The organism is Streptomyces gilvus, from assembly GCF_022513565.1.
Taxonomy (GTDB): Bacteria; Actinomycetota; Actinomycetes; order Streptomycetales; family Streptomycetaceae; genus Streptomyces; species Streptomyces gilvus.
This window is the reverse complement of the sequence record NZ_JAKWBE010000001.1, coordinates 452,154-465,226: the sequence shown is the minus strand read 5'-3', so window position 1 is coordinate 465,226 and position 13,073 is coordinate 452,154. Positions and strand designations below refer to the sequence as shown.

The window sequence follows — 13,073 nt, the reverse complement described above, 5'->3', positions numbered from 1 at the left end:
CCCCGGACAGTGGTCGGCCGGGCGGGGCTCCCCTCCGCTCAAGGAGGAGCCCCACCCGGCCGGGGGGTGCGCGCCGCCCCCGTCCCCACGGTGCGGCGCGGCCAGGTCACCGTCCAGTCATCCCGTGGACGGCGGCCTGCGTCTCAGCTCAGGCCCAGGACCGGCAGTACGGCGGCCTCCACGAAACAGACCATGTAGTCGGGGTCGGCGTACCCGTCGCCCAGGATGGGCCGGGCGCGCACGATGCCGAACATCTGGGCCGGGATGTACTCCAGCGCCAGGTTGTCGGCGGACACCTCACCGCGCTCGACCCCGCGCCGGAGCAGTTCCCGCAGCGCCTCGATCTCCGGGTAGACCACCGCCTCCCGCAGCGCCTGCGCGAGTTCCGCGTCCTGGGTGACGGCGTGGCCGAGGGCCTGCAGCAGCTTGGTGTCCGTGGTGGACCAGCGTCCGATCGCGCGGGCGGCCTCCCGCAGGTCCCCGGCGAGCGACCCGGTGTCGATGCCACCGAGACGCTTGCTTTGCCGGGAGCGCAGGGCGGCCACCACGAACTGGGGCTTGGTCTTCCACTGCCGGTACAGCGTGGACTTGCTGCACCGCGTGCTGGCGGCCACGCCCTCCATGGTCACGGCCTCGTACCCGCACTCGCGGATCTGCTCGAGCACGGCGTCGAAGAACTCCTGCTCACGCTCCGGCGTGATCTTGGAGCGGCGCGAGGCGGCGACCGTCTCCGGTCCGTCCGCGGCCTGCGACGTCATGTGCCCTTCTCCTTCGTCCGAAGCGGTGCGCCGGGTCCGGCTCTCGATCAGTCCTTATCCCGGCTTTATTCCCGGGATCCGGTGTGGCGTTCCTCAATCGATACGCCAGTGTACCGGAACGCCTCAGTATCGGTACACTCCCGTATCGGAACGCTTTCGTTTCGGCACGGACGCGTACCGATGAGTTCGGGCCACGACAGCGGTCTGGACTCGTACCAGTGACTCGCACGGCGAGTCGTACCAGCACACCGCACCACCGTCAGCGAAGGGGCCGGGGGATGAATGCCCGCACCGAGCCTGCAGAAGGAGCGACCGGCGCCATAGCCCGGCCTCCGGTCGTCCGTGAGCTCCTGCTCGTCGCAGGGCTCTTCCTCGTGTACAAGTTCGGCCGTCAGCTGGCGACCGGACACACCGGCGAGGCCCTGCACAACGCCCGCCGCGTGTGGGACTTCGAGCGAGCGGTCCATCTGCCCGGCGAGGGCTCGGTGCAGTCCCTGCTGCTGCACGGCGACACCCTGGCGCACATCGCCAACACCTACTACGCGACCGTCCACTTCCCCGCCACCGCGGCCTTCCTGGTCTGGCTCTACCTCCGGCGCCCCGCCCACTACGTCTGGGCCCGCCGGGTGCTCGCCACCGTGACCTCGGCGGCCCTGGTGCTGCCCTTCGTGTTCCCGCTGGCGCCGCCGCGCATGCTGGCCGCCACCGGCCTCGTCGACACCGCGCACGTCTACGGCCCCTCGGTCTACGGCCCGCCCTCCTCCGACCACCTCTCCAACCAGTTCGCGGCGATGCCCTCGCTGCACTTCGGCTGGGCCCTGATGGTGGCGATCGGCCTGATCGCGGCGACCAGGTCCCGCTGGCGCCGGCTCTGGCTGCTGCACCCGCTGGTCACCCTGCTGGTCATCGTCGGCACGGCGAACCACTACTGGCTCGACGCGATCGTGGCCACCGCGATGCTCGGCGCCGCGCTCGCCCTCGTCCCCCGTCCTCACCGCACGACCACGACAGCCGGGCGCGGCACCGAACAGCTCGCGCCCGTGGCCGAGGACAACGTCCTGGTGGGAGCGGGCCGATGACCGCCACCCTCGTCGCCGTCGCCCTGTCCCTGGTCTCCGCCGTCGCCTACGCGGCCGCGGCCGTCGCCCAGGAACGGCTCGCCGCCCGCAGCTCCGACACCGGCATGCTGCGGCTGCTGGGCGCGGGCGCCTGGTGGGCGTCGGTCGGTCTCAACGCCGGCGCGGCCCTGCTGCACGTGGTCGCCCTCAAGTACGGTCCCCTCACCGTCGTACAGCCGCTCGGCGCGCTCACCCTGGTCGCCGCGGTGCCGATGGGGGCGCGGGTGGCCGGCCGCAGGGTGAGCAGAAGCGAGTGGCGGGGTACGGCGCTGACGCTGGCCGGACTGGCCGCGCTGCTGGTCACCGCGTCCGGCTCGGCGCCCGCGCAGGTGCTGAGCCTGACGGAGGCGGTGGCCGTCGCGGGCGTCACGGCCGCCCTGATCGGCCTGCTGGCCCGTCCGGGAGCCCGCCCGGGCCTGCGCCACGCCACGGCCTCCGGTTTCGCCTCGGGTGCCGCCTCGGCGCTCACCCAGACGGTGACGGTCGCCGCGACCGACCACTCGGGTCCGGTGCTGAGCCTGCGGGTCGTCCTGGTGGCGGTCCTGGTGGCCGCCTTCGCGGTGGGCGGCCTGCTGCTGTCGCAGACCGCCTACCGGGGCGGACTCGGCGCTCCCCTCGCGGTGGTGACCCTGTCCAACCCGGTGGCGGCCGCGGTGATCGGCCTCACCCTGCTGGGCCAGGGCCTGCGCGGCGGCGCGGCGGGTGTGCTGCTGGGCCTCGTGGGCGCGGCACTCGCGTCGTGGGGGGTCGTGCTCCTGACCCGCGTGGCACCGGTGACGCCGGTCGCGGCGGACGAGGAGCACCCGGTGGCGGCGGTCCTGGCCCTCAAGCCGGAGACGGCCACCCTCGAACCGGCGCTGGTGCCCCGGCAGTCGGCCGACCCGGGGCACCTCACCTCGCTCTGACCGCCGCCGGCCGAGGCGACCGCCGTCAGCCGAGGCCCCGGGAGTCCTGCTTCAGCGCCGTGTCGACGGTCAGCGCCGTCGCCACGACCAGACTCAGCAGCGGCTCGGGCAACTGGTAGTGGATCTGCAGCACATAGTTGTCCGCGGTCGTGAACATCGTCTTGGCGAGCCCCTCCCACGTCTTCGTGATCCGGGCGACCTCGTTCTCCGCGTGGTCGACGATCGCGAAGTTCCAGGCCCGCCAGTTCTCCGCCTTGATCGCGCCGACCTGCTGCCCGTCGACGTTCATCGCGAAATTGATCTTCCCGATCATGTTCTGCTGGACGATCTCACCGACCGGCGAACCGTCCGGACGGGACACGATCACCCGGGACTTGAAGACCTTCGCGGGCCGGGTCAGCACCAACTGCGGCTGCCCGTGGGCGTCCCGGATCTCCAGCCGGTGCGTCATGAACTGGTCGAGGCTGGAGACGAACCGCGCCACCTTCTTCAGGGTGCTCTGCCCGACCTCGGTCACCGAGCCGATCTGGTTGCCGTTCTGATCCATGACCTTGTACTCGTTGGTCAGCTCGATCAGCTTGGCCTTCTGGTTGACCACCAGAACCGGCTCGGTGAACAGGGTGCCCCCACCGGGGCCGCCCGCGGCGACCCCGGCCTGCTGCTGCACCTGACGCTGCACCCGCGGATCGGGCCCCGCGGGCTGCTGGGGCGCCTGCTGGTGCGGCACCTGCTGGGCCTGCTCCGCGTGCGTGTGCTGGGTCCACTGGGCGCCGTCCCAGTAACGGAGCGTCTGGGACGCGCCGTGCGGATCCGGGTACCAGCCTGCAGGTGTGTTCGAATGCGTGGTCACCGGGGCACACTACCCCGGGCCCACCGCCGCCTGGCCAGCCTCAGCACCCCACCATGCACCACCCTTTACCCACTCCGCTACGCGGTGCGGATCGCCGGGTCGCTCACACCCGGGCGCCCGTTCTCGACATGGCCCGCGAACCGCCGTACGAACGCCGGGTCCGCCTCGGAGGTGACCGTCAGGTCGTACCAGCGGCGGCTCGCGGTGAGGTCGACGGTGTGCCGCACCGTGGCGCCGGGGCGCACGGTGACGACCTGGGACTTGTGGCCGTAACCGCCGCTCAGCCTCAACCGGGCCGTCCCGGAGCCCTTGTTGGTGAAGGTGAGCTGGAGGTCGTCGCCGTGGTGGCGGGCGGTGACCTCGGGTCCGGCGGTCTTGTCGACGCCCTTGAAGACGCGCAGGAAGCCATTGGGGCCGTGCACCGTCAGGTCGTACGAGCCGCCGGAGTACGCCGAGTTCCAGGTGTCCGCGACGGACCTGCCGGCCTCGGTGGTGTAACTCCAGGGGCCGTCCGTACGGTTGCCGGAGGTCACCAGGAAGGCGGCGCCCGCCTTCGCCCCCGAGGCGAAGGTGAGGGTGAACTTCCCGGCGGCCGCGTCGACCGAACCGTCCACGTGGGGCGCGTACTTGAGCGGACGCGCCGGGCGCAGGCCGCGCTCCTGCCGGGGCAGGGAGCCCTTGGCCGGCGGGGTGGGGACGTAGTCGGGGTGGCGGTTGTCGTCCGGCGGCCGGTAGCCGTCGGTGCCCGGCAGGGCGACTGGCTCGGTGTCCTGGTGCGAGAAGTCGAACGCCGAGGTCAGATCGCCGCAGACGGCCCGGCGCCAGGGCGAGATGTTCGGCTCGTGCACACCGAAGCGGCGCTCCATGAACCGGATGATCGAGGTGTGGTCCATCGTCTCGGAGCAGACGTAACCGCCCTTGCTCCAGGGCGAGACCACGATCATCGGCACCCGCTGGCCGAGGCCGTAGGGGCCGGCCGGATGGCTGCTGTCGCCCTTGAACAGGTCCGGGCCGACGTCCACGGTCGACTTGCCCTGGGCGGCCGAGCCCGGCGCGTAGGGCGGGATCAGGTGGTCGAAGAAGCCGTCGTTCTCGTCGTAGGTGATGAACAGCGCCGTCTTCGCCCAGATCTTCGGGTCGGCGGTGAGCGCGTCCAGGACCTGGGAGACGTACCAGGCACCGTAGTTCGCGGGCCAGTTGGGGTGCTCGGTGAAGGCCTCGGGGGCGACGATCCAGGAGATCTGCGGCAGCCTGCCGCCCTTGACGTCGGCCTTGAGCTGGTCGAAGAAGCCCTCGCCCTTGGCCGCGTCGGTGCCGGTGCGGGCCTTGTCGTACAGCGGGTCGCCGGGCTTGGCGTTCTGGTACTGCTTGAAGTAGAGCAGCGAGTTGTCGCCGTAGTTGCCGCGGTAGGCGTCCTGGATCCAGCCCCAGCCGCCGGCCGCGTCGAGGCCGTCGCCGACGTCCTGGTAGATCTTCCAGGAGACGCCGGCCTTCTCCAGGCGCTCCGGGTAGGTGGTCCAGCTGTAGCCTGCCTCGTCGTTGCCGAGGACCGGGCCGCCGCCCTGGCCGTCGTTGCCCGTGTAACCGGTCCACATGTAGTACCGGTTGGGGTCGGTCGAGCCGATGAACGAGCAGTGGTACGCGTCGCAGACGGTGAAGGAGTCGGCGAGCGCGTAGTGGAACGGGATGTCCTCGCGGGTCAGGTACGCCATGGTCGTGGAGCCCTTGGAGGGCACCCACTTGTCGTACTTGCCGCCGTCGAAGGCGGCGTGTCCGTCGTTCCAGCCGTGCGGGAGGTCCTGGAGGAACGCCATGCCCAGGTCGTCGGCGTCGGGGTGGAACGGCAGGATCTCCTTGCCGTTCGCGTCCTGCTGGTGCCAGACGGACTTGCCGTTCGGCCAGGTCACCGGACGCGGGTCGCCGAAGCCGCGGACGCCTCTGAGTGAACCGAAGTAGTGGTCGAAAGAACGGTTCTCCTGCATCAGGACGACGATGTGCTCGACGTCCTCGATGGACCCCGTGCGGTGGTTCGCGGGCAGCGCGGCGGCGCGCTCGATGCTGTTGGACAGGGCGGTGAAGGCGGTGGTCGCGCCCGCGAGTTGCAGGAATCTACGCCGATTTACCTCGGGCATGGGTGGGTGCCTCTCATCCTGGGTGCGGATGGCCGGAACATGACGGATTGCGCGCGGTGCGAGTGTTCCAAGAGCAACAAACGTCAGGGAAGGGCCCGGTGGCGTCCGTGTGAAAGTCGTCAGTACGAGAGGTGTGCCGAAGTCCCGTGTGGTCGTCGGCTGATGAAGGAACCCGGGGCACAGGAGCTGGGCCACCCAGGTGCACGGGAGGCAAAGTGAGGTGCGGGCCGGGGGGCGATCCGTTCGGCGCGGACCAGGTCGTCGTGGAGAGCGGCACCGTACAGCCGGCGCGACTTCCGGCCCGCGCTTGTGCGGGGGCGATGAGGAAGAAGGGGGCCGTCCCGATCGATCGCGGTCGGACAGGCCGCCGGGGCCTCGATCGGCGAACCGGCCGCGCCGGCGGCGGACCGTGTCCAGGTGCAGGCCCGTGGCGCGGGCGATGCGCGCGTGGGAGCGTCCGTGTGCGGCGTGCAGCACTACCTGCGCACGTGTCCGCAGCCGGTGCTCGGTCTTGTGACCGTGGGCCGTCTTCTTCAGTCGCTCGCGCTCAGCGGCGCGCAGGGCTGTCGGCGGGGGTCACACTGCTGCGCTTGGGCTGCATCGGCGCCGTCGGCAGGTGGGCGTCCTCTACTGGGCCGGCGGCGACCGCTACGAGGTCCGTGCTCCCCATCGGCGCACCCCCGCGGGCACCCCCGCAGAAGCCCTCGACTGGGCCTGCCGGCTCCACCTCGCCGCAGCTGACATCTACCGGCCTTGAAGCGATGACGTCTTGGAAGCCGGCCCGTTCGCGACCGGTTGGAGCGGGCGCTTGCGTGCTCTACCCGGCGAATCGCGGTGCCACGACTTCTTCGACGCGGTCGCGTTTGATGTACATGTCCCACAGGCGCTCGGCCAGGTCGTCGCCCGACACCACCGTCACCGGTCGATCGCCATGCGCCCACTGGGCGGCGTCTCGGTGGGCCGCGCTGTTCTGGATCAGCGGGCCGATCAGCAGCGACCCGGCATAGACGCCGCTCTCCCCCAGCGCGGCGTTGAGCGAGTGCACGTAGCCGCGCACGGCCCTCCGTCGACACCACCTTGGCGCCGGGCTCCCACGAGGCGCACGAGCTGCTCGCCGCGCTGCGGGTGCTGCGCTTCGCCGAGATCGCGGGCGGCCCCCCTGCACCACGCCGGTGAACGACAGACCGCGGAGGCAGCCGGGCTCTCCCGCACGACGCCGCGAGTCGTCCAGGAGACGGTCCTGAAGCGGGGAGGCCGGCTTCGCCGCCCGCGGGTGAGCCATGGGCGTGAGGGGAAGACCTGGTACCTGGGCAACGGCAGCATCATCCCCGGTCACGGCGGCCCGGCTCTGTTGTCTCGTTTCCGAAGCCGCTACTCCCGGCCGTCGTCGAAGAGCGCCACCATGGCCCCTGGCAAGTCGATGATGTCAGTCAAGGTCCACAGGCCGTCGCCCACCTGGGAACCGCCTCCGCGCGGGTTGGAGTGCTGCGCGGCCAGGGCCACCACTTGACGTGCTGGGTCGGGCAGGAAGGTCAGGCCCACAACACCGAAGCGGGCGCGAGCGTCTGCTCGGGCTGCTGGCCGGTCTGCCAGCTGTGCCATGGTGGGCAGCTGAGCGAAGGAGCCGGCGTAGAACTCGATCACCGGGAATTCGTTCGCGCCGTGCAGCTCGTGGACGAAGGCAGCGTGGAAGCGGTCGGCGAGTTGGATGGAGACCACGTCCCCAGGACGCAGGAAGGTGACCGTACGGGGATTTGGCGGCCGACGCGTCAGCGGTGTCGGCGCCGACTGCAGCAACGCCTTGATCGCCGAAGACTGCCTCTCAAACGTGTCGGACAGGACGACCTGGCGGTTGAGCTCATCCACCGAGGCCACGGCTCTTGCCGTGATGGCGCCGTCGTGGAATCCGTACCTGTGCAGCAAGGTGGCCAGCGCAACCCACCCGACATCCTTGGCCGTTGCCGTGGCATCAACGGCGTCGAGCAGGCAACGCCAACGGGTGAGGACCGGCGGTACGACCGCACGCTCGACCTCTGCATGCGATCGGCCCGGGTAGGACATCTGCTCGCCGGTCCACCGGGCCACGTCCTGATTCATCGCCTGGACCAAACCCCGAGCCGCGAGCTTGTCCAGGACCTGCTGATGCCGCATTCCCCCAGCATGACAGGGCGAAATGGCGCAGAACTGACAGTCGTTGCCCGGCACGCATCTCCCGCAGGGCATCCACCGCCACGACGAACGCAGAGCCGACCGCTCCCTCGCCTTCACCGGAACCGCCTGCACCCTCAGCTGCTAGGTCAGGCCTTGCTCGGTCGCCCAGGCGCGCAGTGCGGCTTCGGCTTCCGCACGGGACTGGGGGCCGCGGTCGATGTGGAGTTGCTGGAGGTGGCGGATGGCCGCCCCTATCGTCCGACCTTGAGGCAGGCCGAGCAGGGTGATGATCTCCTTGCCGTTGAGGGGCACCGGGACGCCGGGGAGCCGCTCATGGACGGCACGCTCGGCTGCCGCACGCTCCTCGGACTCGCGCCTGGCCTGCTCTCTCGCGTGCCACTCGTCGTAGTCGGCCGCGTCGCAGGCCCGCAGAGCGGCCCGGCGCCAGTCCTGCTCGTCCCGCCCCTCACCGAGGCCGACTTCGACGAACAAATCGCGGTAGTCCGGCGCGTCCGGGCCGGCCGACGCCACACCGAGCCGGGCGAGCGCCGCGTTGATGGGCCAGTCCTCTCGCGGACCGCTGAACTCCGAGGTATGCGCCGGCCCCCATTCCCGTACACCGGCCCGCCACACGGCGGCGGTCTGATCCCCTTCGCCGCCCCAGAATTCCGCACGCACATGGGCCACCGGTCCGCTCAGTGACAGATCACAGAGCGTTCTCGGCAGGTCACAGCAGAGCGCAGTGGAGAGTGGCAGCAACCCCATACGTTGCCTGAGCGGGGCGACCACCGCCCCCGGCACTCCTTCGGCCCAGCTTCGCAAGCGGTCGAATTCGCCTACGACAGCGTCGAGTCGGTACGACATCTGCGTACCGTAGCCGCGTGCCCGAGGCGTCGGCCACTCGCGTCCCCGGGCGAGCAGACGCCAAGGACCCCAAAGCGTTTGCACAACCGGCGCCCATCCCGGCCATGCCGCCCTGACGCCCGCGTTGTCAGCGGGAGCAGGGATGATGCGCTGCATGACCGATGAGCGATACTCCCAGCTTGCCGCCGAGCACCTTCCCGGCGATCTTGCCCAGCGCTGGACAGCGCTCCTGCGGCCATGCATACGCCTGCGTCGGGCGGTGGACGGCGAACAGATCGTGGCTGTCCTCGGCGGGAACCCGGATCTTCCGGCGGGGGTGGGCTGGCCGGAGTGGCCCGGGCACGGACCTCTGTCCTTCGTCGCTTCGGTGCGGTGCGCCGCACTCCCCCGCGAGGGACTTGCCGAGCGGTTCCCGCAGGAGGGGATCCTGCTCTTCTTCCTTTTCGACGGTCAGGTCGACGAAGACGTCTTCGTCTCTGCCGACGACCCCCAAACCCGGGCTGGGGCTCAGGTGTTGTACGTCCCGGAGAACACCCCCGTCTTCCCGAAGGAGACGCCCCCGGAGTTGGAAGCGTTCTCGCGGGTGGAGCTGACCGCGGAAACAGAGCAAAGCGCCCCCGACCTGTGGCTGCCCCAGGCCCGGCAAGCCCTGCTCGGCGACACCCGGCACTGGCCTCGGCCTAGCGAGACCCCGGCTGAGCTCAAGTCGTTCCTCCGTGCCTTCGGCCGACTGCGCACCCGGATCGGTCACCAGATCGGCGGCCATGCCGTGCCCGTCCAGGGGCCGGTGGAGTACGACATCGCGAACGCGGCGCTCGACGGCAGGCATGCGTGGGGGGACCAGCCCCTGGACCAGGAAGCCGAGCGCTGGACACTGCTCGCCCAGTTCGACAGCGACGCGGACGCGAAGGTGGCGTGGGGTGAAGAGGGCACTCTCTACTGGCTCATTCGTCCCGAGGACCTCGCCGCCCTACGCTTCGACCGGGCCCGGCTCACCGTGCAGGGCTAGGGTGGTTGCGAAAATCCCGTCGTCCGCCCGCAGGGCGGGCCCTGCGGCGTCCGGGGCGTGCTCTGGGGGTGTCCCCCTCTGGGGGAGTGCCGGGGCCTCGGCCGGTTCACCTATCGGGTCTGACGGTCTTCACCCAGGGGTCCTCCCGGTAGGTCGGGGGAGACTCGTTGCCGGGTCGGGCGAGAAAACCTGGTTGCGGGCGGCAGGAGTGCTTCTGACATTGTGGGGGTTTCAGCCACTCCCGCGAGGTCCTTGTGACGATCTACTTCTACGGTGCCGACGAGGTCCCGTACGGATGCTTCTCGAACTTCTCCGATCACGGCTTCGACCTCGACGGGTTGTGGTGGCCAACTTCGGAACACTATTTCCAGGCACAGAAGTTCGCGGGCACCCGGCATGCCGATCTCGTCCGACGCGCTCGCACGCCACTGCGGGCAGCCGAACTGGGCCGTGACGCGTCCCAACCGCTGCGGAGGGACTGGGAGCGGGTCAAGGACGACGTGATGCGCCGTGCGGTGGCGACCAAGTTCCGTGCGCACGGCGACATCTGCGAGATTCTGCTGTCCACCGGTGACGAAGAGATCGTCGAGGACACCACCGCCGATCACTACTGGGGCCGTGGCAGGACCGGGAACGGCAAGAACATGCTCGGGAAGATCCTGATGCGCACCCGTCGGCAACTCCGCGCCGATACTTCCCAAAGCGCACGGCGGTGACGGCCGTACGGAGCCGGCGCCTGCGGGCGTCCGGCAGACTCACGTCGCCGTGCTTGGCCGGCTCTCGGGGACTTAGTAGAAACACGTAATTGACCACGGAAGTTCCCGTTGACGGGGGACCGAGGGACATGCAGTGCGTGTGTGGCTTCTACCGTGTGGTTCATGACTGGTGATGAACCGCTATGGGTGGAGGAACCTGTGCGGGACGGTTTTTCTGACGGGTTCTTCACCCGGATGGCGCATGACACGCATCCGGTGGATCTGATGTGTCTCTACTTGCTGCATGGCTCGGTGGAACGGATCCCCGGCCTGTTGGTCGGTCGGGAGACGCTGTCGTTCAAGCACCTGAGTCAGCGGGTCCGTGCCGTGGACCGCTGGACGTATGACGACGCTGACACGTTCTCACTTCGCATCAAGCGGAAAGTCCGCGGACGACTGTACGGCTTGGAGTTCAGAGTCCATTTCGTCGCCGGTGAGCCCTATGCCGACGCGGCGATTCCGTTCGGCGCGACGGTCGACCTGCCCCGGTTCATGCACCACTTCCGTGGGCGCTACGCCTCGGGGGGAGCTCCGGGTGACTGGGACTTCGACGTGTACACCGACGTGGGTGATCTCCGTGAGAGCGTCGTGCTGTTCGGCAACCACCGCGAGGTCTGGTTCAACGTCAACCGCGGCCCGGTGACAACCGGCCGGCACAAGCCGGTTCCCTGGGCGCGGGGCCGACTGGTGACCGGTCGGCTGCACGGCAACCAGTTCGGGACGAACGCCGTACCCAACGCGGGAAGTGCGATGTTCCCTGACCGTCATGACCTCGTCGAGGGCACCTCGGCCGAGACGCGGGCGTACCGGCGGTACGTGTCCAGGCTGCACAACTCCCCACCTCGGCGGGTGGGACGGCCAGGTCCAGCCAGGCGGCGACGACGTCCCCGGCAGGGGTGAAAGTGGCCTTTACGGGGCCGTGTTGCTCTGTTCGGCCAGAGGTCTTCGGTCTCAGGAGGTACACCCGTGTCGGATCATCGGGTCGAGGACCTGGTGGAGCAGTCCATCCGTCTCGTCGATTCCCGTCACCCGGCGGACGGCCTGCGGGTGCGGGACTGGATCGGCGTGCTGTTCCACGTTCAGGACCAGTACGACTGCTCGTTCACGCACTTCCGGGTGATGGACATACTGCTCCGGCGAGGCTTCACCTTCCGGTTCCCGCCGGTCGAACATCCCGACTACGGAGAACGAAGAGAAGCATTCGCCGCGTTGACCGAGTTCACAGCGCTGAAGGATGTGCACGGCGGCGGCTGGCTGGAGGACGGCTACTTCGACCCCGACCCGCCCTTCGTCTACTGCGACGCCGGATCGGCCCTGTGGCGCCGCATGGTCCACCTCGGCCGTCTGGCCGGACCGGCCGCCGCCCCGCTGCGCGAACTCCCGCTCATCGACGTCCTGGAGGCCATCGCGGCTGCGGGGGAAGAACTCGGTGACCGCGGTCTGATCGCTGACTGGCGCGAACTGGAGCCCGACCTCTGCGACTTGTACGGCCTGGGGACCTGACGGCGATCCGGGCGGAAGCGGTGGCCTGTGCCGCAGTTCCTGTTCGCCGCCGAACGTCCGGGGGCCTTGCCGGCGATTTGGGACTTCCACTGGCGCACTCCGGACCGGCGCCACCAGGCAAGGTCATCGCCACTCTGAACATGTGGCTGCAGATGTGGGAGGGCGGCTGCCGGCCGCGCAGTTCGAGGTGCGGGTCGGCGCAATTTCTGCTGCTGTCACAGGGAAACGACTTCGTCGCAAGGCGTCCTCCGACCAGGCCGGCAGATCGGAGACGTCCCTGTAGTTGAGTTATTCGACGGGCGAGTATGTAATGTGCACTGCATCTCCGAACGAGTCAATAAATGGGGCGGCAATTCGTGTCGGACACTTTTCTGGTGGCTACCCGCATTCCCATGTCACGGGAGGGTTTCGAGGCATGGCTGAACACGCCGGCACCAAGTTTGAGCAGGATCGACAACCCGGCCGACATGTTCGACGGATGGTTCTGGAACGGCAGTCGAGCGGACCAGAAATGGGATGGCGTGGACGGGGGGATCACGCCCCGGGAGTTCTTTTCCGCGGCGATCGACGACACCTGTTCCGGCGAGTCCAGTGACGGCTGCATACTTTTGCATCGGGACGGAGCACTGGAGGCTTATCTGTTCCATTTCGGCTATCGGGAGCGGAACGTCCACACCGCCTTGCTCATGTTCGCCGCTGCCGGGGAGTTCAAATCCGAGGCCGCCGAGGACACGGTGTTGTTCTGGGCCGAGACCGGCGGCAATCTCTGGGATGCCGACGACGACGGGTGGCTCGCGGTGTTGTCGGTCGGCAAGAGCGGGGCGCGGTTCGTCTCCGAGCGGGATCTCACGGACACGGTGGCCGGTCTGCGGCCGGTCGAGAGTCGGTTCTTCGACATGATCGAGCGGCTGGGTGAGGAGGAGGAATCCTGGGACTGGGAGTCGGGGCGCGACTTCCACACGGACACGCCCCGGGACCCGGCCTTCGTGGACCCCGCGGTGCTGGAGGAGGCGCCGTAGCGGGATCGC

The 13,073-nt window shown here is 69.4% G+C and carries 13 protein-coding genes and 1 pseudogene; 7 read left to right on the top strand and 7 right to left on the bottom strand.

Going from position 1 to position 13,073, the window contains the following annotated elements:
* Positions 1-143: 143 nt before the first annotated feature.
* Positions 144-758, bottom strand: coding sequence for a TetR/AcrR family transcriptional regulator (locus MKW14_RS02050; protein ID WP_240858380.1), 615 nt, complete (start codon positions 756-758; stop codon positions 144-146).
* A gap of 278 nt (positions 759-1,036) precedes the next feature.
* Between MKW14_RS02050 and MKW14_RS02045 the strand changes: the two genes are divergently transcribed.
* Together MKW14_RS02045 and MKW14_RS02040 are read left to right on the top strand one after the other, a co-directional pair.
* Positions 1,037-1,837 (top strand): phosphatase PAP2 family protein, encoded by an 801-nt coding sequence (locus MKW14_RS02045; RefSeq protein WP_240858379.1) that lies wholly within the window; start codon positions 1,037-1,039, stop codon positions 1,835-1,837.
* A complete protein-coding gene (locus MKW14_RS02040) occupies positions 1,834-2,781 on the top strand; it encodes a DMT family protein (RefSeq protein WP_240858378.1) in 948 nt (315 codons plus the stop codon). Before MKW14_RS02045 ends, MKW14_RS02040 begins: the two co-directional genes overlap by 4 nt.
* 25 nt (positions 2,782-2,806) lie before the next feature.
* On the opposite strand, the gene MKW14_RS02035 is transcribed toward MKW14_RS02040, so the two are convergent.
* From MKW14_RS02035 to MKW14_RS02015, 6 genes and pseudogenes are all read right to left on the bottom strand, one after another.
* Positions 2,807-3,631, bottom strand: a complete 825-nt coding sequence (locus MKW14_RS02035) for an LURP-one-related family protein (RefSeq protein ID WP_240858377.1) — start codon at positions 3,629-3,631, stop codon at positions 2,807-2,809.
* Between the two features lie 77 nt (positions 3,632-3,708).
* Positions 3,709-5,763, bottom strand: a complete 2,055-nt coding sequence (locus MKW14_RS02030; protein WP_240858376.1) for a phosphocholine-specific phospholipase C — start codon at positions 5,761-5,763, stop codon at positions 3,709-3,711.
* A 339-nt stretch (positions 5,764-6,102) separates the two neighbouring features.
* Positions 6,103-6,261: pseudogene (locus MKW14_RS41465) on the bottom strand (helix-turn-helix domain-containing protein); the annotation flags it as partial.
* 319 nt (positions 6,262-6,580) lie between these two features.
* Complete coding sequence (locus tag MKW14_RS02025) at positions 6,581-6,820, bottom strand: hypothetical protein (protein ID WP_240858375.1); 240 nt, start codon at positions 6,818-6,820, stop codon at positions 6,581-6,583.
* A gap of 314 nt (positions 6,821-7,134) precedes the next feature.
* Entirely contained in the window at positions 7,135-7,914 is a 780-nt protein-coding gene (locus tag MKW14_RS02020; RefSeq protein ID WP_240858374.1) for a hypothetical protein, read from the bottom strand.
* 141 nt (positions 7,915-8,055) lie between these two features.
* Entirely contained in the window at positions 8,056-8,592 is a 537-nt protein-coding gene (locus tag MKW14_RS02015; protein WP_240858373.1) for a hypothetical protein, read from the bottom strand.
* 340 nt (positions 8,593-8,932) lie between these two features.
* Here MKW14_RS02015 and MKW14_RS02010 point away from each other — a divergent pair, with 340 nt between their 5' ends.
* The 5 genes from MKW14_RS02010 (at position 8,933) to MKW14_RS01990 (ending at position 13,064) form a co-directional block, all read left to right on the top strand.
* Positions 8,933-9,787, top strand: a complete 855-nt coding sequence (locus MKW14_RS02010; RefSeq protein WP_240858372.1) for a YwqG family protein — start codon at positions 8,933-8,935, stop codon at positions 9,785-9,787.
* Positions 9,788-10,041: 254 nt separating this feature from the next.
* Positions 10,042-10,503: a riboflavin biosynthesis intermediates N-glycosidase gene (ybiA, locus tag MKW14_RS02005; protein ID WP_240858371.1), complete on the top strand. Its 462-nt coding sequence runs from the start codon at positions 10,042-10,044 to the stop codon at positions 10,501-10,503.
* A gap of 162 nt (positions 10,504-10,665) precedes the next feature.
* Positions 10,666-11,442: a hypothetical protein gene (locus MKW14_RS02000; RefSeq protein WP_240858370.1), complete on the top strand. Its 777-nt coding sequence runs from the start codon at positions 10,666-10,668 to the stop codon at positions 11,440-11,442.
* Positions 11,443-11,508: 66 nt separating this feature from the next.
* The gene (locus MKW14_RS01995) at positions 11,509-12,045 is read left to right on the top strand and encodes a hypothetical protein (protein WP_240858368.1); all 537 of its coding nucleotides are present in this window, start codon (positions 11,509-11,511) and stop codon (positions 12,043-12,045) included.
* A 374-nt stretch (positions 12,046-12,419) separates the two neighbouring features.
* Positions 12,420-13,064 carry a hypothetical protein gene (locus MKW14_RS01990; protein WP_240858366.1) on the top strand — a complete coding sequence of 215 codons (645 nt, stop codon included), beginning with the start codon at positions 12,420-12,422 and terminating at the stop codon, positions 13,062-13,064.
* The last annotated feature ends 9 nt before the right edge of the window (positions 13,065-13,073 follow it).

Coding starts and splice junctions, on each gene's coding strand:
- MKW14_RS02050 (WP_240858380.1), bottom strand. CDS start 758: ATGACGTCGCAGGCCGCGGACGGACCGGAGACGGTCGCCGCCTCGCGC.
- MKW14_RS02010 (WP_240858372.1), top strand. CDS start 8,933: ATGACCGATGAGCGATACTCCCAGCTTGCCGCCGAGCACCTTCCCGGC.
- MKW14_RS02020 (WP_240858374.1), bottom strand. CDS start 7,914: ATGCGGCATCAGCAGGTCCTGGACAAGCTCGCGGCTCGGGGTTTGGTC.
- MKW14_RS02040 (WP_240858378.1), top strand. CDS start 1,834: ATGACCGCCACCCTCGTCGCCGTCGCCCTGTCCCTGGTCTCCGCCGTC.
- MKW14_RS02030 (WP_240858376.1), bottom strand. CDS start 5,763: ATGCCCGAGGTAAATCGGCGTAGATTCCTGCAACTCGCGGGCGCGACC.
- MKW14_RS02000 (WP_240858370.1), top strand. CDS start 10,666: ATGACTGGTGATGAACCGCTATGGGTGGAGGAACCTGTGCGGGACGGT.
- MKW14_RS02045 (WP_240858379.1), top strand. CDS start 1,037: ATGAATGCCCGCACCGAGCCTGCAGAAGGAGCGACCGGCGCCATAGCC.